Source organism: Yoonia sp. F2084L (assembly GCF_023015625.1).
GTDB lineage: Bacteria > Pseudomonadota > Alphaproteobacteria > Rhodobacterales > Rhodobacteraceae > Yoonia.
Genome location: NZ_JALKAH010000003.1, coordinates 326993 through 347552 on the forward strand (window position 1 = coordinate 326993; position 20560 = coordinate 347552).

21 protein-coding genes are annotated in these 20560 nt (G+C 57.7%); 13 read left to right on the plus strand and 8 right to left on the minus strand.

Annotated elements, in window-relative coordinates; translation table 11 throughout:
* The first annotated feature begins 182 nt into the window (after nt 1–182).
* Complete coding sequence (locus MWU60_RS10320; RefSeq protein WP_247227189.1) at nt 183–1205, plus strand: aspartate-semialdehyde dehydrogenase; 1023 nt, start codon at nt 183–185, stop codon at nt 1203–1205.
* Between the two features lie 151 nt (nt 1206–1356).
* Here the strand turns inward: MWU60_RS10320 and MWU60_RS10325 are convergent, their stop codons facing one another.
* Genes MWU60_RS10325 through MWU60_RS10335 form a run of 3 tightly spaced genes read right to left on the minus strand, consistent with a single transcriptional unit; the run spans nt 1357 to nt 3774 of the window.
* Entirely contained in the window at nt 1357–2400 is a 1044-nt protein-coding gene (locus MWU60_RS10325) for a succinylglutamate desuccinylase/aspartoacylase family protein (protein ID WP_247227190.1), read from the minus strand.
* On the minus strand, nt 2397–3302 hold the full coding sequence (gene rimK, locus MWU60_RS10330) for a 30S ribosomal protein S6--L-glutamate ligase (RefSeq protein ID WP_247227191.1): 906 nt from the start codon (nt 3300–3302) through the stop codon (nt 2397–2399). Before rimK ends, MWU60_RS10325 begins: the two co-directional genes overlap by 4 nt.
* Nucleotides 3303–3315: 13 nt before the next feature.
* Complete coding sequence (locus MWU60_RS10335) at nt 3316–3774, minus strand: RimK/LysX family protein (protein ID WP_247227192.1); 459 nt, start codon at nt 3772–3774, stop codon at nt 3316–3318.
* 220 nt (nt 3775–3994) lie between these two features.
* Here MWU60_RS10335 and MWU60_RS10340 point away from each other — a divergent pair, with 220 nt between their 5' ends.
* Together MWU60_RS10340 and MWU60_RS10345 are read left to right on the plus strand one after the other, a co-directional pair.
* Complete coding sequence (locus tag MWU60_RS10340; RefSeq protein ID WP_247227193.1) at nt 3995–5659, plus strand: DUF4139 domain-containing protein; 1665 nt, start codon at nt 3995–3997, stop codon at nt 5657–5659.
* 76 nt (nt 5660–5735) lie between these two features.
* Entirely contained in the window at nt 5736–6863 is a 1128-nt protein-coding gene (locus tag MWU60_RS10345) for a DUF418 domain-containing protein (protein WP_247227195.1), read from the plus strand.
* Between the two features lie 58 nt (nt 6864–6921).
* Here the strand turns inward: MWU60_RS10345 and MWU60_RS10350 are convergent, their stop codons facing one another.
* Nucleotides 6922–8568, minus strand: a complete 1647-nt coding sequence (locus MWU60_RS10350; RefSeq protein ID WP_247227196.1) for an electron transfer flavoprotein-ubiquinone oxidoreductase — start codon at nt 8566–8568, stop codon at nt 6922–6924.
* Nucleotides 8569–8770: 202 nt separating this feature from the next.
* Here MWU60_RS10350 and greA point away from each other — a divergent pair, with 202 nt between their 5' ends.
* The 10 genes from greA to zapE are packed head-to-tail and all read left to right on the plus strand — an operon-like array spanning nt 8771 to nt 17094.
* On the plus strand, nt 8771–9241 hold the full coding sequence (greA, locus tag MWU60_RS10355; RefSeq protein ID WP_247227198.1) for a transcription elongation factor GreA: 471 nt from the start codon (nt 8771–8773) through the stop codon (nt 9239–9241).
* Nucleotides 9242–9255: 14 nt separating this feature from the next.
* Nucleotides 9256–10275 (plus strand): hypothetical protein, encoded by a 1020-nt coding sequence (locus tag MWU60_RS10360; protein ID WP_247227199.1) that lies wholly within the window; start codon nt 9256–9258, stop codon nt 10273–10275.
* A gap of 5 nt (nt 10276–10280) precedes the next feature.
* The gene (locus MWU60_RS10365) at nt 10281–11210 is read left to right on the plus strand and encodes an AEC family transporter (RefSeq protein ID WP_247227200.1); all 930 of its coding nucleotides are present in this window, start codon (nt 10281–10283) and stop codon (nt 11208–11210) included.
* 38 nt (nt 11211–11248) lie between these two features.
* Complete coding sequence (gene fghA, locus MWU60_RS10370) at nt 11249–12076, plus strand: S-formylglutathione hydrolase (RefSeq protein WP_247227201.1); 828 nt, start codon at nt 11249–11251, stop codon at nt 12074–12076.
* The gene (locus tag MWU60_RS10375; RefSeq protein ID WP_247227202.1) at nt 12073–12519 is read left to right on the plus strand and encodes a YaiI/YqxD family protein; all 447 of its coding nucleotides are present in this window, start codon (nt 12073–12075) and stop codon (nt 12517–12519) included. The genes fghA and MWU60_RS10375 overlap by 4 nt, the downstream gene beginning before the upstream one ends.
* Nucleotides 12516–13469, plus strand: a complete 954-nt coding sequence (locus MWU60_RS10380) for a DMT family transporter (RefSeq protein ID WP_247227203.1) — start codon at nt 12516–12518, stop codon at nt 13467–13469. Before MWU60_RS10375 ends, MWU60_RS10380 begins: the two co-directional genes overlap by 4 nt.
* A 30-nt stretch (nt 13470–13499) precedes the next feature.
* A complete protein-coding gene (locus MWU60_RS10385; RefSeq protein ID WP_247227204.1) occupies nt 13500–14123 on the plus strand; it encodes an HAD family phosphatase in 624 nt (207 codons plus the stop codon).
* Nucleotides 14120–15034, plus strand: a complete 915-nt coding sequence (locus tag MWU60_RS10390) for an ornithine cyclodeaminase (protein WP_247227206.1) — start codon at nt 14120–14122, stop codon at nt 15032–15034. The genes MWU60_RS10385 and MWU60_RS10390 overlap by 4 nt, the downstream gene beginning before the upstream one ends.
* Before the next feature lie 32 nt (nt 15035–15066).
* Complete coding sequence (locus tag MWU60_RS10395) at nt 15067–15996, plus strand: alpha/beta fold hydrolase (RefSeq protein WP_247227207.1); 930 nt, start codon at nt 15067–15069, stop codon at nt 15994–15996.
* A 45-nt stretch (nt 15997–16041) separates the two neighbouring features.
* A complete protein-coding gene (gene zapE / locus MWU60_RS10400) occupies nt 16042–17094 on the plus strand; it encodes a cell division protein ZapE (RefSeq protein WP_247227208.1) in 1053 nt (350 codons plus the stop codon).
* Between the two features lie 24 nt (nt 17095–17118).
* On the opposite strand, the gene MWU60_RS10405 is transcribed toward zapE, so the two are convergent.
* The 4 genes from MWU60_RS10405 to MWU60_RS10420 form a co-directional block, all read right to left on the minus strand.
* Nucleotides 17119–17571, minus strand: coding sequence for a carbon monoxide dehydrogenase subunit G (locus tag MWU60_RS10405; protein ID WP_247227209.1), 453 nt, complete (start codon nt 17569–17571; stop codon nt 17119–17121).
* A gap of 105 nt (nt 17572–17676) precedes the next feature.
* The gene (locus MWU60_RS10410; RefSeq protein ID WP_247227210.1) at nt 17677–18465 is read right to left on the minus strand and encodes an XdhC family protein; all 789 of its coding nucleotides are present in this window, start codon (nt 18463–18465) and stop codon (nt 17677–17679) included.
* Nucleotides 18462–19643, minus strand: coding sequence for a VWA domain-containing protein (locus MWU60_RS10415; RefSeq protein WP_247227211.1), 1182 nt, complete (start codon nt 19641–19643; stop codon nt 18462–18464). The genes MWU60_RS10410 and MWU60_RS10415 overlap by 4 nt, the downstream gene beginning before the upstream one ends.
* A complete protein-coding gene (locus tag MWU60_RS10420; RefSeq protein ID WP_247227212.1) occupies nt 19640–20515 on the minus strand; it encodes a MoxR family ATPase in 876 nt (291 codons plus the stop codon). Before MWU60_RS10420 ends, MWU60_RS10415 begins: the two co-directional genes overlap by 4 nt.
* Nucleotides 20516–20560: the final 45 nt, after the last annotated feature.

Consider the following 20560-nt stretch of genomic DNA (forward strand, 5'->3'; position numbering starts at 1 on the left):
ATGACGTACGGGAAATTTGCCCCAGAATTCCCATGTAGCTTTTGTAGTCATCTCAGAAATTCTGAATTTACCGCCGCCTTGCCGCGCACTTTTGATCGCTCGCTCGCCTTATCAGGAGGGGGCCCCTTCCCCTTACTCACCTCACGGGTTACATGACCGCATCTGTCACAAGGAGCAGCCAAATGGGCTATCGAATCGCCGTTGTCGGTGCCACCGGAAACGTGGGCCGCGAAATGCTGAACATCCTCGCTGAACGGGAATTCCCGGTCGACGAGATTGCCGTTCTGGCCAGCCGCAAATCGCTGGGCAGCGAAGTCAGCTTTGGCGACAAGACCTTGAAGACGAAAGACCTTGATACGTTTGACTTCACCGGCTGGGATATGGCGCTATTTGCTGTCGGCTCTGACGCCACCAAAATCTACGCGCCCAAGGCCGCCAAGGCCGGTTGCGTGGTGATCGATAACTCGTCGCTTTATCGCTATGACGCGGATGTGCCGCTGATCGTGCCCGAGGTGAACGCGGATGCGATCCATGGCTATGCGAAGAAAAACATCATCGCAAACCCCAATTGTTCGACCGCACAGATGGTTGTGGCACTCAAGCCGCTGCATGACCGTGCCACCATCAAGCGCGTTGTTGTCAGCACGTATCAGTCCGTGTCCGGTGCTGGCAAAGGCGGTATTGATGAGCTGTGGGACCAGACCAAGTCGATCTACAACCCCACAGACAGCAAGCCACCGCGCCAGTTCACCAAGCAGATCGCGTTCAACGTGATCCCGCATATTGATGTGTTCATGGACAGCGGCGAGACCAAGGAAGAATGGAAAATGGTCGCCGAGACCAAAAAGATCGTTGATTCCAAGATCAAGGTCACGGCGACTTGTGTGCGCGTTCCGGTGTTCGTCGGCCACTCAGAGGCGATCAACATCGAATTTGAAGACTTCCTTGACGAGGATGAAGCGCGCGACATCCTGCGCCAAGCCCCCGGTGTCATGGTAATCGACAAGCGTGAAGACGGCGGCTACGTGACCCCGATTGAATGCGTGGGCGACTTTGCGACTTTCATCAGCCGTATCCGTCAGGACAGTACGATTGATAACGGCCTGAACCTGTGGTGCGTGTCCGACAACTTGCGCAAAGGTGCCGCGTTGAATGCGGTGCAGATCGCAGAATTGCTGGGACGTGAGTGCCTGAAAAAGGGCTGAGCTTTATATAAGCGGATTTGATAAAGGCGCCCCCGCGGGGCGCCTTTTTGGATTGTAGTCGGATTGTGGTTTTGCGGGACAAAGGGTGCGTTCGCAGTGAATAGTGGCTGAGCGCTTGCCAATTCTACTTTGTCGTTATGTCGTTCGGACCCTAAATAATCTCGTCTTCGTCAAACAATGGGGCCTCTTCAAGCTGGGTTGTCAGATCGTCCACGGCAGCTTCGGCGGCATCTGAAGACTTGACCGCCGCCACGTGGAACAAAGCATCCCCTTCGTGCACAATAGGCATAACAGCCCGCCCGACAATGATGCCACCATAGCGGGTCACAACTTCTATTTCTCTGTCACCAAAGGGGTCAGAGATCGCAGCTACGACGTCGCCTTCTGCAACGACATCACCTTCGGCTTTGAACATGCGCAGCAGGCCGCCGGCAGGAGCACGTAGCCAATGGCTGTCTGAACAGATAACAGACTTTGCTTTGGGTCCGGCGATACCCGCCAAAGGCAACATACCCGTCTCTTTGAGCACCCTTAGAATACCCGCCAGACCGGCGCGGACATACATCTCGTCAAATCGCATGCCTTCTCCTGCTTCAAACAACAGAACATCGACACCAATCTTCTTGGCCTCTTGCCGCAAGCTGCCATCGCGCAACGCGCTCGTCAGGATGACGGGAGCGCCAAAGACGTTTGCCAGCTTCATCGTTTTGGCATTGTTGGCAGACACGCGCACTTGTGGCAGGTTCATCCGGTTGATCGCGGCTGAATGTAGATCGATACCAAGAGAGCACCTGACCACTATCTCTTTCATGAAAATATAGGCAAGGCGCGAGGCAAGCGATCCGTTTGGCGAGCCGGGGAAACAGCGATTCAGATCGCGTCTGTCTGGCAGGTAGCGCGAGTGGATCAGAAACCCGAACGTGTTCACAATCGGCACAACAATTAACGTCCCGCGCAACGACTTGAGGTTTTTTGCCCGCAACAGGCGTCGCACGATTTCCACGCCAATGACCTCGTCCCCGTGGATGCCTGCGCTGACGAATATTGTTGGGCCTTCGTTACGTCCATGAATGACATGTGCAGATAGAGTCACCGGTGTATGATCAGATAAAGTGCTAATAGGAATGTTGACGGTCTTGCGGGTTCCGGCCTCAATGCTGACGCCCGCCATCTCAAAACTGGGTCGTTTGATCATCCCTTGCCTTTTGTTTTTGTCGCGTTGGGTTTCGCGTGTTTTTCGATGTACTCGATAATCTTGCCTGCGATATCAAGGCCTGTCGCTTTCTCAACCCCTTCAAGACCGGGTGAAGAGTTCACCTCCATCACCACAGGGCCGTGATTGGCGCGCAGCATGTCGACGCCACAAACATTTAGACCCATCGCTTTTGCTGATCGTATCGCCGTCGATCGTTCTTCTGGTGATAGTTTGATCAATTCGGCCGATCCGCCACGGTGCAGGTTTGATCTGAAATCACCTTCCGCTCCGGTCCGTTTCATCGCCGCAACAACCTTACCGCCAACCACAATGGCGCGGATATCTGTGCCGCCGGCCTCTTTTATGAACTCTTGTAACAAGATGTTCACACCGGCACCGCGAAAGGCTTCGACCACCGACTTTGCCGAACGTTTGGTATCCGCCAGAACGACCCCGATCCCTTGTGTGCCTTCCAACAGCTTGATCACAACCGGTGCGCCGCCTGCAAGTTCAAGCACTTCTTCAGTCTGCTTGGGATCATGGGCGAATGTCGTTACGGGCAGGCCAATGCCGTCGCGCGCGAGTAGCTGCATGGAGCGTAGTTTGTCGCGTGACCGGCCTATCGCCACGCTTTCGTTCAATGGATAGACGCCTTGCATCTCAAACTGGCGCAGCACCGCCATGCCGTAAAACGTGATTGATGCACCGATGCGCGGAATGACAGCATCGTAGCCGACAAGTTTTTCACCATTGTAGTAAACTTCGGGCCTGCGCGAGGCGATGTTCATGTAGCAACGTAGGGTATTGATGATGTCCAGTTTGTGCCCCCGAGCTTCTGCTGCGGCCTTCAGGCGCTTGTGGGTATACAGTTCGGCATTTCGGGCAAGCATCGCGATCTTCATGGGCTTAGTCCTTTTAAGTTGGCTTGTTGCTGACAAGGTATGACTTGCCAGGGTGGACCGCGATATTGCGGCCACGCAGCGCGCGGCGACCCAGAATAAGAGGAAATCGCATTGTGCCACGGTCCGTTAGTGATATGTCTATGTCCCACTTTCGCCCGGCGAGTACCATGGGGGTGCGGATAACGATGCGGGTTTCGGGTCTCCCGCCTGTGTTTTTGATGTCCCGCTTGGTAAAAACGGGAAATTCGCATGTGCGGGCGGGTGTTCCCGCGATGTCGGGGCTTCGGAAACGCACCCATTTTTCGTCGCCTTTGTAGAATGTCTCGATATCATCGGCATGCAGGGCCGTTGTCTTCGCACCGGTGTCTACCTTCACTGCAAAGTCCTGAAGCCCGAGTTCGGGCAAGCTGATACATTCGTGCCAACCGATGACCATAAGTGGCCGTGACTGAACAGATTTTGGGTTTTTCATATGTATTCATTCCATCGCGATGCGTTGATTTGCACTGTGCCTTATCCATTGTAGCGACGCTAGTCGGCGAAGCTGCCAATCGTGCGCGGCGCAGTATGGGTGCCTGTGGGCGCCAAGCCGATCTTCATTCCCGAAGTAATTTTCAACCCTACCCAAGGATCGCTCCCCGCCATCCGTCAAAGCCTGTATAACCATATGCAACATATGCAGGAGACTATTCATGTATCGCTTTTTTCTGACCACCAGCCTGATTGCCCTCGCGGCCCCTTCCTTTGCGGATACGTTCACCGGCGAGGCCCGTGTTGATACCGTCACGATCTATCCCGGTCTTGCGACGGTCACCCGGCAGGTGACGCTGGATTTGCCCGCCGGTCAGCATGAGATTGTCGTGCCGGGTATGCCCGAAGGCTTGGCCACCGAAGGGCTACGCTTGGCGGCACCAGCGGGAACGCAGGTGGGCGCGGTGAACCTCGCCTTTGACCGTTTGCCGGTGACCCCGGATCAGTCTGCGCCAGAAATCATCGCCGCCCGTGATGAGGTCGAGCGGTTGGAAGGCGTGCTGCGTGATCGTGCTGCCGCCATTGCCCAGATCAGGTTGCGTGTGCAGGCCGCCGACGAGCAGATCGCATTTTTGCAAAGCCTGTCACAGGCCAGCGCAGGTGAGGCTTTGACCGCAGCTTCGGTCGCCGACATTCGGGCGTTGGCGCAGATGGTTGGATCTGAGACATTGGTTGCGCGTGAAGCGGCCTTTGCCGCCGAGCAAGAGGCGAAGGCCGCCGAATTGGCCCGTCAAGATGATGTTGAGGCGCTACAGGACGCCCAGCAGGCCTTGGCCGCTTTGTTGCAGCCCGAGCAGGAAGGCGCGGTTCTGACGTTCACGTTGACGGTGGCCGAAGCGGGTGAGGTGACGGTTGATGTCAGCTCTGTTGAGGGCTTTGCCAATTGGTCGCCGGTCTATGACATGCGCCTGACGACGGGGGATGAGGCGGCGTTGGATATCGACCGCGCTGTGGTGATCAGCCAGCAGACCGGGCAGGACTGGAATGATGTGCAGTTGATCCTGTCGACCGCCCGTCCGGGTGAGCAGATTGCCCCAAGCGGCGTTTGGGCACCGCTTCGCCGGATTATCTCGGAAGAGGAATTGGACCGCGAGAGGGGTGCTTTGATGATGGCGGATGAGGTGCAATCCTTGTCGCGATCTGCTGTTGGTGGGATGGCAGAGGCTATGATGGAAGCCCCGGTGCAGATGACCGCAAAGGCCGATTTCAGCGGGGCAACGGTGACTTACATCTATCCGGGTCGCGTGGATATCCGCAACGGGGTGGAGGACTTGCGCCTGCCGCTGGATACTTTGGCATTTGAAGCGGATGTCTGGGCCGAGGCGGCGCCAAGTCGTGATCAGATTGCGTACCGGATGGCGGAATTTACCAATGATACGGGCGAAGTGATGTTGCCCGGTCAAGCGCTAATCTTTGCCGATGGGACGATGATTGGCTTTAGTCAATTGCCGCTTCTGGCGGCCGGTGCGGATACTGAGATGGGCTTTGGTCCATTGGATGGTCTGCGCCTGACGCGCGCGACACCAAATAAGACGACAGGTGATGTAGGTGTGTTTACAAGTTCCAACCAGTTGACCGAGCAGGCGGTGTTGACGGTTGAAAACCTGACGGGTCAAGACTGGGCGGTGAAACTGCGCGATGCGATCCCCTATTCGGAGCAGGATGATCTGGAAGTGGAATTCACCGCCAGCCCGGCAGTGACCCGCCGTGATCCTGAGGGCTTGCGTGGTATTCTGGAGTGGGATCTGGATGTCGCCGCTGGCGATAAGACGGAAGTGACGCTGGACTATACGCTGACATGGCCAAGCGGGTTTGTGTTGCGGTAAGGTTGCGCAAAGGTAAGGTGGATCATGATCCACCTTACTGGCCGCACAAGAGGTGGCCGAAACAGGTGGATGTCACATGACACAAACGATGCAACGGCAACCAGATCGCGCGCTTTTGCCAGATTACCTGCGGCTGATTGCGCTCTTTGGGATTGTTGTTGTTAACGTCCAATACATCGCCTTTTCGGTGTTTGAGAGCATCGCCACTCCAACGGTGCAGTCGCAGACGGATGCGGTCACCTTGTTCTTGGTGCATGGGCTGGCACTTTTGAAAACCTATGGTCTTTTTTCCTTCATGTTTGGCGTTGGGCTTGGGTTCTTGATGCGCGCGTCCGAACGGCGCGGGCTGCCATTCGGGAAGGTCTATCGCAATCGGATGATCGGGCTGCTGCTCTTGGGTCTGGCCCATGGTTTGCTGTTTTTTCCGGGTGATATTCTGGTGATTTATGCAGTCACCGGGTCGATCTTGTATTTGTTTCGAAATTGGACCGTGCAACGCCTTGTGCGCGTCGGTGCCGCCCTGTTGATCGTTCAGGCGATTATCATTCCGGTGCTTGTGTTCATGCCGGACGACACCCCCGCCGAGTTTGTGCAGTTTGAACAGATAGCGCTGATCGACGGCGGCTTTCTGAAAGCTGCGATTTTTCGCAGCATCGGGTTTGCGTTTTCGCTGCCGGTCTTTTTGGTGTTTCAGGGTATCTCGGCTTTGGGGTGGTTCTGCCTCGGTCTGGCTGCGGTGAAATCCGGGATGATCGACAATGCCGAACATCCATTGTGGCGGCGTGCGCGGCGTTTGTGTTTGCTGCCCGGTGTCGTGCTTAGCCTGCTGGGTGCTGCCATTTGGCAGTGGGGTGCGCCTTTGCCCGGTGCTGCGCTGACGACAAGCATCGCGCCTTTGGCGACGCTGGGATATCTGGGCCTGATCGCCGCGATTGCCCGCCCGCCGGGGCCGTTGGTGGCGCGGGTGCTACGCGCGGGCGGGTCGAGCCTTAGCATTTATCTGGGTCAGTCGATCATTCTGACGACGATATTCGCGGGGTACGGGTTTGGTCTTTGGAATCAAGTCGACAGGATGACAGCCACCTTGATCGCCATTGGCGTGACTGTCCTGTTGATCGGAGCACTTTCCATTTGGCGGCTTTGGTTCCGCCAGGGTCCGTTTGAATTGCTGCTGCGCAGGATCACCTATGCGGGCACAGTTTAGTTTCAAAAGAGGGCTGAGCCCGAAAGTAAAAAGGGCCCCTCGCGGAGCCCCTTTCTGATCACATATTCGGATAGTTCGGTCCGTCCCCACCTTGCGGCACCGTCCATGTGATGTTCTGGCTGGGGTCTTTGATGTCGCAGGTTTTGCAGTGCACGCAGTTCTGGAAGTTGATCTGGAACTTCGTCTCAGCCCCTTCACCCACAAATTCGTAAACACCTGCCGGGCAGTAGCGCGCCGATGGGCCGGCGTATTTCGCCAAGTTCACACTGACTGGCACATCGGGGTCGGTCAGATGCAAATGCGCAGGCTGGCTTTCTTCGTGGTTGGTGAAGCTGAAGGATACGTTCGTCAGCCGGTCGAAGGACAGCGTGCCGTCCGGCTTGGGATAATGGATTTCCTTGTGCTTGCTGGCTTCTTCGGTCGCATCAGCGTCGGATTTGCCGTGCGCCAATGTGCCCAAGAACCCGATCCCGAAGGTGTTCATCCACATGTCCATGCCGCCTATGCCAAGCGAGGCAAGCAGCCCGTATTTGGACCAGAGCGGCTTGACGTTGCGCACTTTCTTGAGGTCATTGCCAATCTCGCCTTTGCGTACGGCCTTGTCGTAGCCGTCCAGCAAATCACCGCTGCGACCGGCTTTGATGGCGTCTACCGCGACCTCCGCCGCTTCGATGCCTGACAGCATGGCGTTATGGTTGCCCTTGATGCGCGGCACGTTGACCATACCTGCGGCACAGCCCAACAAAGCGCCGCCGGGGAATTCCAGTTGCGGCATGGATTGGTAGCCACCCTCGGAAATCGCGCGCGCGCCATAGGCGACCCGTTTGCCGCCTTTAAGCAATTCAGCCACCTGTGGATGGTGCTTGAACCGTTGGAATTCCATGTAAGGGAAGACATGCGGGTTTTTGTAGTTCAGGTGTACGACGAAACCGACATAGACCTGATTGTTTTCAAGGTGGTAGATGAATGATCCGCCGCCTGCGTTGCCTTCCAATGGCCAGCCCATTGTGTGGGTGACGGTGCCTTCACTATGCTTCTCGGGGTCGATTTCCCAGATTTCTTTCATGCCAAGGCCGTATTTCTGTACGTCGGATTTGGCAGCAAGATCGTATTTGGCGATCACCTGCTTGGACAGCGATCCGCGCACGCCTTCGCCCAGGAACACGTATTTGCCGTGCAGCTCCATACCGGGTTCATAGGACGGGCCGGGGGTGCCGTCGGCGTTCTTGCCGAATTCGCCCGCGACGACGCCTTTGACTTCGCCATTTTCGCCATAGACGATTTCGGAACAGGACATGCCAGGGAAAATCTCAACGCCCATTTCTTCGGCTTGTTCGGCCATCCAGCGGCAGACGTTGCCCATCGACACGATGTAGTTGCCGTGGTTGTTCATCAGGGGTGGCATCACAATGTTGGGGATGCGCAGTTGCCCGGCTTCACCCAGCATATAAAAGTTGTCTTCTTTCACAGGCACGTTCAAAGGCGCGCCCTTGTCTTTCCAGTCCGGGATCAGCTTGTTCAAGCCGACCGGATCAAGCACCGCACCAGACAGGATATGCGCGCCTACTTCGGACCCTTTTTCAAGGACCACGACATTCAGATCAGCGTCCAACTGCTTCAGCCGGATCGCGGCAGATAGACCCGCTGGGCCTGCGCCGACGATCACTACGTCATATTCCATCGCTTCGCGTTCAATCTCGGCCATGTCACATCCTCTAAACCTTGGGGCGCTGGCCCCTTTCAATCAGTCGCAGCAAGCGTTACCTGATGAAGGATTAAGGGGCAATCAAGACACGACGTCAAAATAGGCGCACGCGACATCAAATCGCGGCAAAGCCTTGACTTGGCGCGGCTCTAATAGACTATGAACGTTCGATTTATAATTTTCCCCTCGGAGGGGCGCGACGATGGACAAGATACCACTGACCCGGGCTGGCTTTGACAAGCTGGATGCAGAGCTTAAGCACCTCAAGACCGTTGAACGCCCGGCGATTATCCGCGCGATTTCCGAGGCGCGCGAACATGGCGATCTGTCCGAGAATGCGGAATATCACTCTGCCAAGGAAAAACAGTCCTTTATTGAGGGTCGTGTGAAAGAGCTCGAAGGCGTGATTTCTTTGGCGGATGTCATTGATGTGTCAAAACTATCCGGCACCGTTAAGTTTGGTGCGACCGTGGCGTTGGTCGATGAAGATACCGACGAAGAAAAGACCTATCAGATTGTGGGCGAATACGAGGCTGACATCGAGAGTGGGCTGCTGAACATGAAGTCCCCCTTGTCGCGGGCCTTGATTGGCAAGGACGAAGGTGACAGCGTTGATGTGCGTACCCCCGGGGGTGTGCGCAGCTATGAAATTCTGTCGATCGTCTATAAATAGAAAGCGCACCGGTTATGGCGCAGCATCCAATCAAAGGCAGGGCCCGCGAGGCAGATGGGTTATCTCAGGGCGAAGCACTGGCAGTCGCCCTTTCCGTTGGCTGGATGGTTGTGATCGGTATATTGTTCTGGATGCTGCCCTCAGACGCCCCGAGCGAAAGTTTTGCGCGCGTCCGCTGGATTATCTTTTTGATCGCGATCTTTACGCCAGTTGGTCTGGTTTGGGTTGCCGCGTCCTCGGCGCGGACCACCCGGAACCTGCGCGAAGACCTTGTGATGACGCAGGATGCACTAGAACAGGTCTACCGTATGCAAGCGGCCCAGAATGCAGCCGCCCAGCAGGCTGCGCCGGTTGCGGCACCTGAACCAGCACCTGTCGCACAAGCGCCTGCCGCGCCCGAGCCCGTCGTCGAACCGCGCTCAATCCCGCTGCCAGAGGCCCCGGCTTCGCGGTTTTCGTCCCGGCGCGAGGTTTCGCGCCTGATCGTGCCGCGTGCCGCCCCGCAAGCGCCAACTGATCAGCAAGCCTTGGCCTTGGACACCCCGCCCGAGGATACCAACCCACCCATTGAGCGGCCTGATCTGATCAAGGCGCTGAACTTTCCCGATGATGAGAATGACAACGACGGCTTTGCCGCTTTGCGTCGCGCTTTGCGCGATCGTGGCGCGCGCAAGCTGGTGCAGGCCAGTCAGGATGTGCTGACCCTTTTGTCGCAAGATGGTATCTACATGGATGACTTGCGCCCGGACCCGGTGCCTGCCGATCTGTGGCGGCGGTTTGCGGGCGGCGAACGCGGCAAGTCAGTTGATCGTCTGGGTGCGATCAAGGATCAGACCTATTTGTCGGTGATCAGCAGCCGCATGCGCGAAGACACGATTTTCCGCGACTCGGTGCATCACTTCCTGCGCCGCTTCGATCAGATGCTGGTCACCTTTGAGGATAGCGCAACAGACACCGATTTGCTGGAACTTGCCGAGACCCGCACCGCCCGCGCCTTTATGTTGCTTGGCCGCTCAACGGGGACATTTGATTAACCCCCATGTGGGATATTTTCCTCCAGACACTGCCGTTTTTCATGATCATCGCGCTGGGCTATGGGTCTGGCCGCACGGGTTTCTTTTCCGAAGAAGCGACAGCCTATCTGACGAAGTTCGTTTTCTATTTTGCTTTGTCGGCGATGCTGTTCCGGTTTTCGGCGAACCTGTCGCTTGAGGCGATCCTCGACTGGCAATTCGTCATGGCCTACCTGAGTGCCACGACGGTGGTCTATGTGCTGGCGATGTTTGTGGCTTTGCGCAGGCGCGTACCAATGACCGAAGCGGCGGTTGAAGGACAATGCGCTGTCATCGGCAATGTCGGGTTCTTGGGTATTCCGATGCTGGTGCTCTTGTTGGGCGAAGGGGCTGTTGGTCCGGTCATGATGGTGCTGGCCGTTGATTTGATCGTCTTTGGCAGCCTGATTGTCATTCTGGTAACCGGATCACGCGACGGGCGTATGTCACCAAGGATACTTTGGACGGTTGCCGTCGGACTGATCAAGAACCCCATGATCGTGTCGATTTCCCTTGGCTTGTTAGTGTCCGCCAACAACGTGCCAATTCCCGGCCCGGTCAATGAATTCCTGACCCTGCTTGGGGCCGCTGCAACGCCCGGTGCGCTTTTCGCCATTGGCGCGTCACTGGCCACTAAATCGGCCGAGCGTGTGGCGATTGCGGGCTGGTTGTCTTTCTGCAAATTGGTGCTGCATCCGACCGCGGTGGCTGTTGCGGCACTCTATGTCTTTTCCATCGACCCCTACGCAGCGGGCGTGATGATTGCCGCTGCCGCCCTGCCTGTTGCGGGCAACGTCTATATCCTTGCGCAGCACTATGGCGTGGCCCCGACCCGGGTGTCCGCCTCGATCCTGCTGTCGACCGCAGCAAGCGTTGTGACCGTGTCGCTGGTCATTGCGTGGGTGACAAGCTTCTGAACCTGCGCTAGCCCTTGGAGAAACGAAAGGGTGCGCTTATGGAAACGATCTCGGAAAACCACTGTTTTGGCGGCATGCAGGGGGTGTATTCGCATACCTCTGATGCCTGTTCCTGCGACATGACCTTTGGGTTGTTCTTGCCTGCCGAGGCCGCAGATGGACCTGTGCCTGTGCTGTGGTTTTTGTCGGGTCTGACCTGCACCCACGAAAACGCGATGACCAAGGCCGGAGCCCAGGCCTGGGCCTCTGAACATGGGATCGCACTGGTGTTTCCCGATACCTCGCCGCGTGGCGAAGGCGTGCCAGATGATGAGGCCTATGATCTGGGTCAGGGTGCAGGGTTCTATATTGATGCGACGGTGGCCCCTTGGGACACGCATTTCAAAATGTGGACCTATGTGACCGAAGAATTGCCTGCCTTGTTAGGCGACAACTTTCCGCTGGATATGGCCCGCCAGTCCATTACCGGTCACTCAATGGGCGGGCATGGCGCGCTGACGATGGCGATGGGTCTGGAGGGACGATTTCGGTCTGTATCGGCTTTTGCCCCAATCTGTCATCCCACGGCGAGCGATTGGGGCCGCAAGCAATTCGCGGCTTACTGGGGGGATGAGGCTAATTGGGGCCCGCATGATGCAACGTTGCTGATGCAGGAATTGGGATTTGATGGGCCGATTTTGATTGATACCGGCACCAAGGATCAGTTTGGCGATTTGCTGGGCACGGCACATTTTGCCCAAGCGATGGCGGCCAAGCGTCAGGAAGGTCAGATTCGGCTTCAGAAAGGCTATGATCATTCGTATTTCTTCATCTCGACCTTCATGGAAGACCATGTCACGTTTCACGCAGAGGCTTTATACGCGTGATATATGTCGACGCCGATGCCTGCCCGGTGAAAGCCGAGGTGGAACGTGTCGGCACCCGGCACAAGCTGCGCATGTTTGTGGTGTCAAACGGGGGTATCCGCCCTTCGGCCAATCCGTTTGTGGAAACGGTGGTGGTGCCGGATGGCCCGGATGTGGCTGATATGTGGATTGCGGATCGCGCGACCAAGGGTGACGTGGTGATCACGGGGGATATTCCGCTGGCCGCACGCTGTATCGAAAATGGCGCACTGGTGCTCAAGCATAATGGCGAGGCGCTGACGCAGGCCAATATCGGCAATGTTCTGGCGACCCGCGATTTGATGACCGATATGCGCGCCGCTGACCCGTTTCGGCAAGGCGGCGGGAAACCGTTCAGCAAGGCAGATCGCGCACGGTTCCTGGATGGGCTGGAACGGGCCGTGCGTGCGGCGGCGAAGCTGTGACACAGATGTCGCCTGCTAAGCTAGGCGCGCTTTGTGCGGTGATCTCGGTCTTCTTCTTTTCCATCAATGATGTGGCGATCAAGTTCCTGAGCGGCGGCTATGCGCTGCATCAAGTGGTGCTGATCCGCTCGGTCATTGGGTTGCTGATTATTGTGCTAATCATTGCGCCGCTGACGACGGGTTGGGCGCTTGCGCGCACCAAGAAGCTCAAGATGCATATGCTACGCGGCCTTTGTGTGGTGTTTGCCAATATGACGTTCTTCTTGGGCTTGGCGGCGATGCCTTTGGCGGATGCGGTGGCGATCTTTTTCATCAGCCCGCTGGTGATCACATTGTTCTCGGTTCTGTTTTTGGGCGAGGTGGTTGGCCCAAGGCGCTGGGCTGCGATTGCGGTGGGTTTCATTGGGGTCTTGGTGATGATGCGTCCTGGGACGCAGGCGTTCCAGCTGGCGTCTTTGCTGCCTCTGGCCGCCGCATTTTGCTATGCTGGCATCCATATCATCACTCGCCGGATTGGCGGCACTGAGAGTGCGGCGACGATGGCGTTCTATATCCAGATCATGTTCATCTTTGTGGGTGTGTCCTTTGGTCTGATCGTCGGCGATGGCCGCTTTGGCGATCAGTCTGATCCGTCGCTGGCGTTCCTGTTTCGGGCGTGGAGCTGGCCTGTCGTGGCCGACTATCCGATTTTCCTGATCATTGGTGTGGGCATCGGGATTGGTGGCTACTTGATCAGTCAAGCCTACCGCCTGGCCGAGGCATCCTATGTCGCCCCGTTTGAATACCTTGCGCTACCGATGTCGGTGGTCTGGGGGATGCTGGTCTTTGACGAGTTTCCGGGTGGTTGGGATTATTTCGGCATGGCCCTAATTCTTGGTGCGGGACTTTTTACTGTATGGCGCGAGGCGCAGACAAAACCGGTTGCTTTACAGCGGCCTTTGCGGCGTTAGGGTTTGGTCAAAGCGAAAAGGGAAATATGTATGGCAGGCGTTCAGGCAGTTGTGTTTGATATCGGAAACGTGCTGATCGAATGGCAGCCAGAGCGGTTCTTTGACAGCTTGATCGGGAAAGAGCGTCGGAAGGCAATGTTTGCTGCGATTGATCTGCATGGGATCAATGATGAGGTCGATCGCGGTGGGAATTTCCGCGACACGATCATGGCGGCGGCTAAGGCGAACCCTGATTGGCATGACGAAGTGATGATGTGGCATGACCGCTGGATTGAAATGGCGGCGCCAGCGATTGATCACTCGGTCCGGTTGCTGCGCGCGTTGCGAGGTAATGACGTACCGGTCTTTGCGCTGACGAATTTTGGTATCCAGACGTTTGAGGTGGCAGAGCCGGTTTACCCGTTCCTGGGTGAGTTCGACCGGCGCTACATCTCAGGCCACATGGGCGTGATCAAACCAGAGGCTGAGATCTATCGCATGGTCGAGGATGATTGCGGCGTACCGCCCGGCGGGTTGCTCTTTGCGGACGACCGAATTGATAACATCAATGTGGCAAGCGCCCGTGGCTGGCACACCCACTTGTTTGATGGGCCGCAGGGCTGGGCAGACCGGTTGGTGGCCGAAGGGCTGCTAAGCGAGGAGGCCGCAGCATGACAGTGATGATCCCCTTTGAGGAAGGCCAAAAGGCTCTTGATTGGCTGGCGCTGACCGACGCGCTTGCAGCGGGCCATAATGGCCCCAAGGCTGATGTGGCTGATGTGTTTTTGTATGAAGGTGACAACACGCTGCTCAACCGCTCTGCTTGGATTGCGGGGCTGGGGTTGGCTGTCAAATGCGCTACGATCTTTCCCGGCAACAAGGCCAAGGGCAAGCCTGCGATAGGTGGGGCGGTGAACCTGTTTTCCGGCAAGGATGGGGCGCTTGAGGCGATCCTTGATTTTGCGTTGGTGACGAAGTGGAAAACGGCGGGGGATAGTTTGTTGGCCGCGCGTCGGTTGGCGCGACCTGACAGCAAGAATATCCTGATTGTCGGGGCCGGGACTGTGGGCCATTCACTGCGCGAGGCCTATGGTGCTGCGTTTCCCGCGGCGAAGTTCACTGTGTGGAACCGCTCGCCGGAAGGCGCGCGGGAGCTGCAAGCGGCCTTCCCTGATATTGCTATTGCCGATGATCTGGAAACGGCGGTACGCGGTGCCGATGTGATTACCTCGGCCACGATGTCCACCGATCCGGTCATCAAAGGGGCATGGTTGCAACCGGGCCAGCATGTTGACCTGATCGGTGCCTACCGCCCAGACATGCGCGAGGTGGACGACGACGCTTTGAACCGTGCGCGTGTCTTCGTTGATAGCCGCGAGACCACAATCGGACATATTGGCGAACTGAAAATCCCGATCGCCAGCGGTGCCTTCAGCCCGGACGATGTGATTGCGGATTTTTACCAGTTGGATCAGTTCCGCCGCCATACTCCCGCCGAGATTACGTTGTTTAAGAACGGCGGCGGGGCGCATCTGGACCTGATGACCAGTCGCTACATACTGGAAGCCTGGAGCGCATCAGTGTAAGCCCCCGGCGTGGAAGTGAAAGGCGTGTGTCGTTGATTTGGGTTTTGGTTGCAGTGGGCGTCATCGCGATTGGCGTGATAGCTTTTCGCCCTTTCTATGTTGAGCGTCGCCGCCCTGTCATTGGCCCGACCGAGCGTCATGGCGCCAAGGGCGAATTTATCCAGCTGTCGCAAGGTGTCACGCATTGTCGGTGGGCCGGCTCTGCCCGTGGGCCGGTGGCCGTTGTGATCCACGGGGTCGCTACGCCGCTGATCTCAATGGAGGCCGTGGCCGAGGGACTTGGTGGTTTGGGCTACCGCGTGCTGCTTTACGATCTTTATGGGCGCGGCTTATCTGACGCGCCGGAAGGTGAACAGAACCGGCAGTTCTTTTTGCGGCAGCTGTCGGATCTTTGTGCCTACTACGGGCTTACCGAGGAGATCACCGTTGCAGGCTATTCGATGGGCGGCAGTATCGCCACGGCCTTCGCGGCCGAGTTTCCCCATAGTATCAAAAGCGTCATTTTGATTGCCAGTGCGGGCATCGTCACAAACGAAAGCCGGTTTTCCCGTTTTTGCAGGCGGACCCCTCTGCTGGGTGATTGGTTGCATGCGATGTTTGCCGACAGTCGCGTCTTGAAGGCGATCCCCGCAAAAGGAGCGACACGCGAGATTGAAGAGGTCTTGCAGGCGCAGCGGCGCGAGGTAAGGCGCCGGGGGTATCTGCCCGCGCTTTTGTCCAGCCGCCGGGGCATGCTGGCCGAGATGCAAGAAGAGGATCACCGCAAGCTGGGTCGTCAGGGCATTGCAGTCGCGGCGATCTGGGCGGGCAAGGATCCGATTATTCCTTTGCGGGCGATTGGTCTTCTGGGGTTGTGGAACCGCGCCGCCCGGCAAGAGGTTGTCGAGGATGCCGATCATGCCATGCCCTACACCCACAAAGCGCAGATGATCGCGGCTTTGAAAGCGGTGCTGCGTGACTGAGGCGGACCGCTTTTCATCAAGGATGCAGCGGGCTATCCAAACAGTATGACGGTTCAAGAGACATATGACGCGCTGGTCGCGGCGGGGACGCTTCATGCTGACGATGCGCAGATCGCCGTGCTGCCAGAGCTTGAACGTGTGCGCACGGCCCTTGCCGAGCCTGTCAAACGCGGGCTTTTTCGCAAATCCCCTGACGCGATACCGGGCCTGTATATGTGGGGTGGTGTTGGGCGTGGCAAATCCATGTTGATGGATTTGCTTTATGATCTGGTCGATACCCCCAAGCAGCGCCGCCATTTTCACGCCTTCATGCAATGGGTTCATACGGAAATGACCGAGGCCCGCAAAAAGGGTGTGGATGACGCACTTGCCCCGGTGGCCGCCAAGCTTGCTGATGAGGTGCGGTTTCTGGCCTTTGACGAAATGCAGATCACAGACATCACCGATGCCATGCTTGTGGGTCGGTTGTTCGAGGCGCTTTTTGATCGCGGTGTCGTCGTTGTGACCACATCCAACAGGCCGCCCGATGATTTGTATAAAGACGGGCTGAACCGACAGTTGTTTACGCCCTTCATCGCGCTTTTGAAAGATAAGATGGTGGTGCATGAATTGGCCAGCCCGACAGACTATCGTCAGGACCGGCTGGCCGGGACGCCCAGCTACTTTACCCCGGTGAACGCAGAGGCACGTCAGGCCATCGCTGATATCTGGGCGCGGCTGAGCAACGGGAAGTCCGAGACGCTGGTCTTGCATGTGAAGGGGCGGCAGGTCGAACTGCCAGAGTTTCACAACGGTGTCGCGAAAGCCAAGTTCTTTGACCTCTGCGGGCGTCCGCTTGGGGCCGGTGACTATCTTGCGCTGGCCGACGCGGTGCGGGTGCTGATCCTTGAGGACATCCCCGCGCTGTCGCGGCACAATTTCAACGAAGCCAAGCGCTTTGTGACACTTATTGACACGCTTTACGAAGGGAAGGTGCAGTTGATCTGCACTGCGGCAGCGACACCCGAAATGCTCTATGTAGAAGGCACCGGCACGTTCGAATTCGAACGCACCGCCAGCCGTCTGCGCGAAATGCAGTCGGCGGATTGGGGGACTTAGGAGGCCCTTGCCTTGCGCATCGGCTCAGGTAACGCGTTCTTCATTGACCACGTCAGCGAAGGATTTAAAGAACTTCGCCGCCAGCTTCTTTGCCGTGCTTTGGATCAGGCGGCTGCCAAGCTGGGCCAGCTTGCCACCGATGTCCGCCTTGGCTTCGTACCGCAGGATGGTTTGGTCGCCGTCTGCGGTCAGCGTCACGTCGGCACCGCCTTTCGCGTGGCCAGCCGTGCCGCCATTGCCTTGTCCGGTCAGCGAAAACGCATCTGGCGCGCCTGTTGTATCAAGTTGCACGTCGCCGCTGAACTTTGCTTTCACGGGTCCAACCTTCAGGACGACCTTGGCTTCCAGTTCCGTATCCGAATGCTTGATTAGCTCTTCACATCCCGGAATGCACTGTTGCAGAATTTCAGGATCATTGAGAGCCGCATAAACCCGGTCTTTGGGGGCGTTGATGATAATCTCGTCCGAAAGTTCCATTTGGGTGTCCTTTTCTTAATAACTGAGAAATCTGATTTGATCGGCCTGCTTGGGTGCGTGCGCGTATGACAGGGTTGCCCGGTGGCAAGAATGAAGGCTGCGGTCTTATGCATCGGCAACCCCTGCCGGCGCGCGGCGGATTTGCACCAGATCAGCGAGGATCGACAGCGCTATCTCTTCTGGCGTGACGGCCCCCAAATCAAGCCCCGCAGGGGCTTTGACGGCATTCACCCGCTGTGCATCTATGCCGCTGTCGATAAGCTTTTCCGCGAGTGTCGCGAATTTGCGCGCGCTGCCGACAAAAGCGACGTGAAGCGCAGGCTGAACCAGACAGGTTTTCAGAGCATCCATGTCCCCTTGTCCTTGTGTGGCGATCACAATGGCTTGCCGTTGATGCGCTGGCATTGCACCGGCGTCTGGCACGGCGGTGACAACCGCCCAGTGAAACGTTGGGGCCAGTGCAACCAGCGCCAGCGCCACAGGCGATGTGCCCAAAACAACCAGTTGCGGCATGGGCAGGCAGGGTTCGATGAAAATATCGACACTGCCTTTGGACGGGCATCCATTGCGGGCAAACCGGGTCCCTGCGACCTCATCCCCCGGACTGACGCCTTTTTCAGCAAGCAGTTCTTCGGGCGCAACCGACACCAGTTGCGGTTGCCCGCTTTGCAAGGCGGCAATTGTCGCTTTCTTGACGGCACTGCGCGTGCAGCCCCCGCCAAGCCAGCCGTGCAAGATCGTGCCGTCCGCGCTGAGTACTGCCTTCGCGCCCGGTTTCGCGGCAGTGGCACCAGCGGTGCGCACGATGGTCGCAAAGGCAAAGGGTTCTTCCTTGGTGCGCAGTGCCGATGCAACGTCCGCGAGCTCATCAGATAAAAACTCAGCCGGGGTCATAGCGTCATCACCTCCCGGTCCAATGCTGCGAGATCAGCAAGCGTGTTTGCGGCGCAAAACAGGTCAAGATGCGGGAGCGCTGCGGCCATCCCATCTGCGACAGGTGCATAATCGCGCCAGCCTTTCAGCGGGTTGAGCCAGATGATCTTGCAGCCACGTTTCCTCAGATCAGCGAGTGCTGCATCCATCACGGCGGGCGGGGCGGTGTCATATCCATCCGACAGGATCAGCACGACACTGCGTCCATCGACAAAGCGTTTGGCGTAGGTCCTGGCAAACCGGCCAAGCGACGGTCCGATCTCGGACCCACCGCCAAAGCCATCGGCCATCAGCGACATCCGCCCGATCGCGCGCATCGTGTCCTTGTCACGCAGGGCTTCAGTAATCCGCACAAGGCGCGTGTGAAACAGGTAGGCATCAGCCGTCGGGTCAGACCGCATGAGACCCGCGAGGAAAGCCAGAAAGATCCGCGCATAAACTGTCATTGAGCCTGACACATCGCAAAGGGCCACGATTTTTTGCGGCCTGTCGGGGCGGTTTTTGCGCATCAGCCTGATCGGTTCGCCGCCGGTGGCAAGACTTGCGCGGATCGTTTTACGAAAGTGCAGCCGGTCACCTTTGCGTGCGGCAATGCGACGCCGCGACCGGCGGTCCCGCAAGGCAGCGCCAAGTTTGCGCGCAACCGCTTCAGCCTCGGTGATGTCTTCGGGACGCACTAGATCGCGCAGGTCCTTGCGCATCAGATTGCGTACTTCGGTCGCGATCAAACGGCCCTCGCCATCGCTTTCGGCCGGGCCATCACCACCATCCGGCGCATTGGCTGATCCAGCGCCACCAGCGTCTTCGCCTTGCGCCTCGCGCGAGGAATGCATGTTGTCGTCGCTCTTGCTGGGTGTGGTGGACACGACCTTTTGCTTCACGCGGCCCATATCCATCCAGAAGCTGTCAAACAGCGGATCGAACTGATCGACCTCTTCCTTGCAGCCGGTACAGATCGCCTTGAGCACCTGTCGCGCCTGATCGGGCTGGCTGGCATCCACTTCGCACAATGCCGTCAGCGCCAGCTGAGTTTCGGCCACACCCAGGCGCAGCCCGTTTTCACGCAGATGCGCCATGAAACCGGTCACCCGTGCCGCTGGGCCGGGATCGCGTGCGGCGAATTTGGTGACCCGGCTCATGCGGCTTTTCCTGCGATCCGGCTCGCCACTTCCGGCGTGATGTGGGCGCGGTCGCTTTGGGTTTTCAACAAGGTGGAGAGCGTGTGTTGCAGGACGCCCGGATCGTCTGTCAGGTCCGCAATGCCAAGCCCCATCAGGGCGGCAGCAAAATCGAGTGTTTCCGCAATGCCCGGCACTTTCTCAAGCTCTTCCTCGCGCAGTTTTTGGACGAACCCAACGATCTGCGCGCCCAAGCGCGCCTCGATCTCTGGGCAGCGGGCATTGAGTATGGCCAGTTCTGTTTGCCGGTCTGGATATTCGACATAGTAGTACAAGCAACGGCGGCGCAGCGCGTCTGACAGATCGCGGGTTCCGTTTGAGGTGAGGATGACAATGGGCCGCGTGACTGCTGTTACAGTGCCAAGTTCCGGGATGGTCACTTGGAACTCTGACAGGATTTCAAGCAGATAGGCCTCGAATTCCTCGTCAGCGCGGTCAATCTCGTCGATCAGCAGGACCGGCGGTACGTCTTGCGTGATGGCCGCCAAAAGCGGACGTTCCAGCAGGAAATCACGCGAAAAGATGCGGTCCTCGACGGCTTTGCCAGTCTCGCCATCTTCAGCCGCGGCACGGATCGTCAAAAGCTGACGCTGGTAGTTCCATTCATAGATCGCCTGCGCCGCATCAAGCCCTTCATAGCATTGCAGCCGGATCAATTTGGTGTCGCGCGCTGTGGCAAGGCTGCTGGCCAACTGGGTCTTGCCAACGCCAGCAGCCCCCTCCAGCAACAAAGGCCGCCCAAGCGTGACCGCGAGATGTATCGCGACGCTCAGATCGTCAGAGGCCACATACCCGCCAGCAGCCAAGGCCGTTTGAAGATCAGTCCATGTCATCGTCGTTTTCCCGGCAAGGGGGAGCACCCGAACCAACGGATGCCC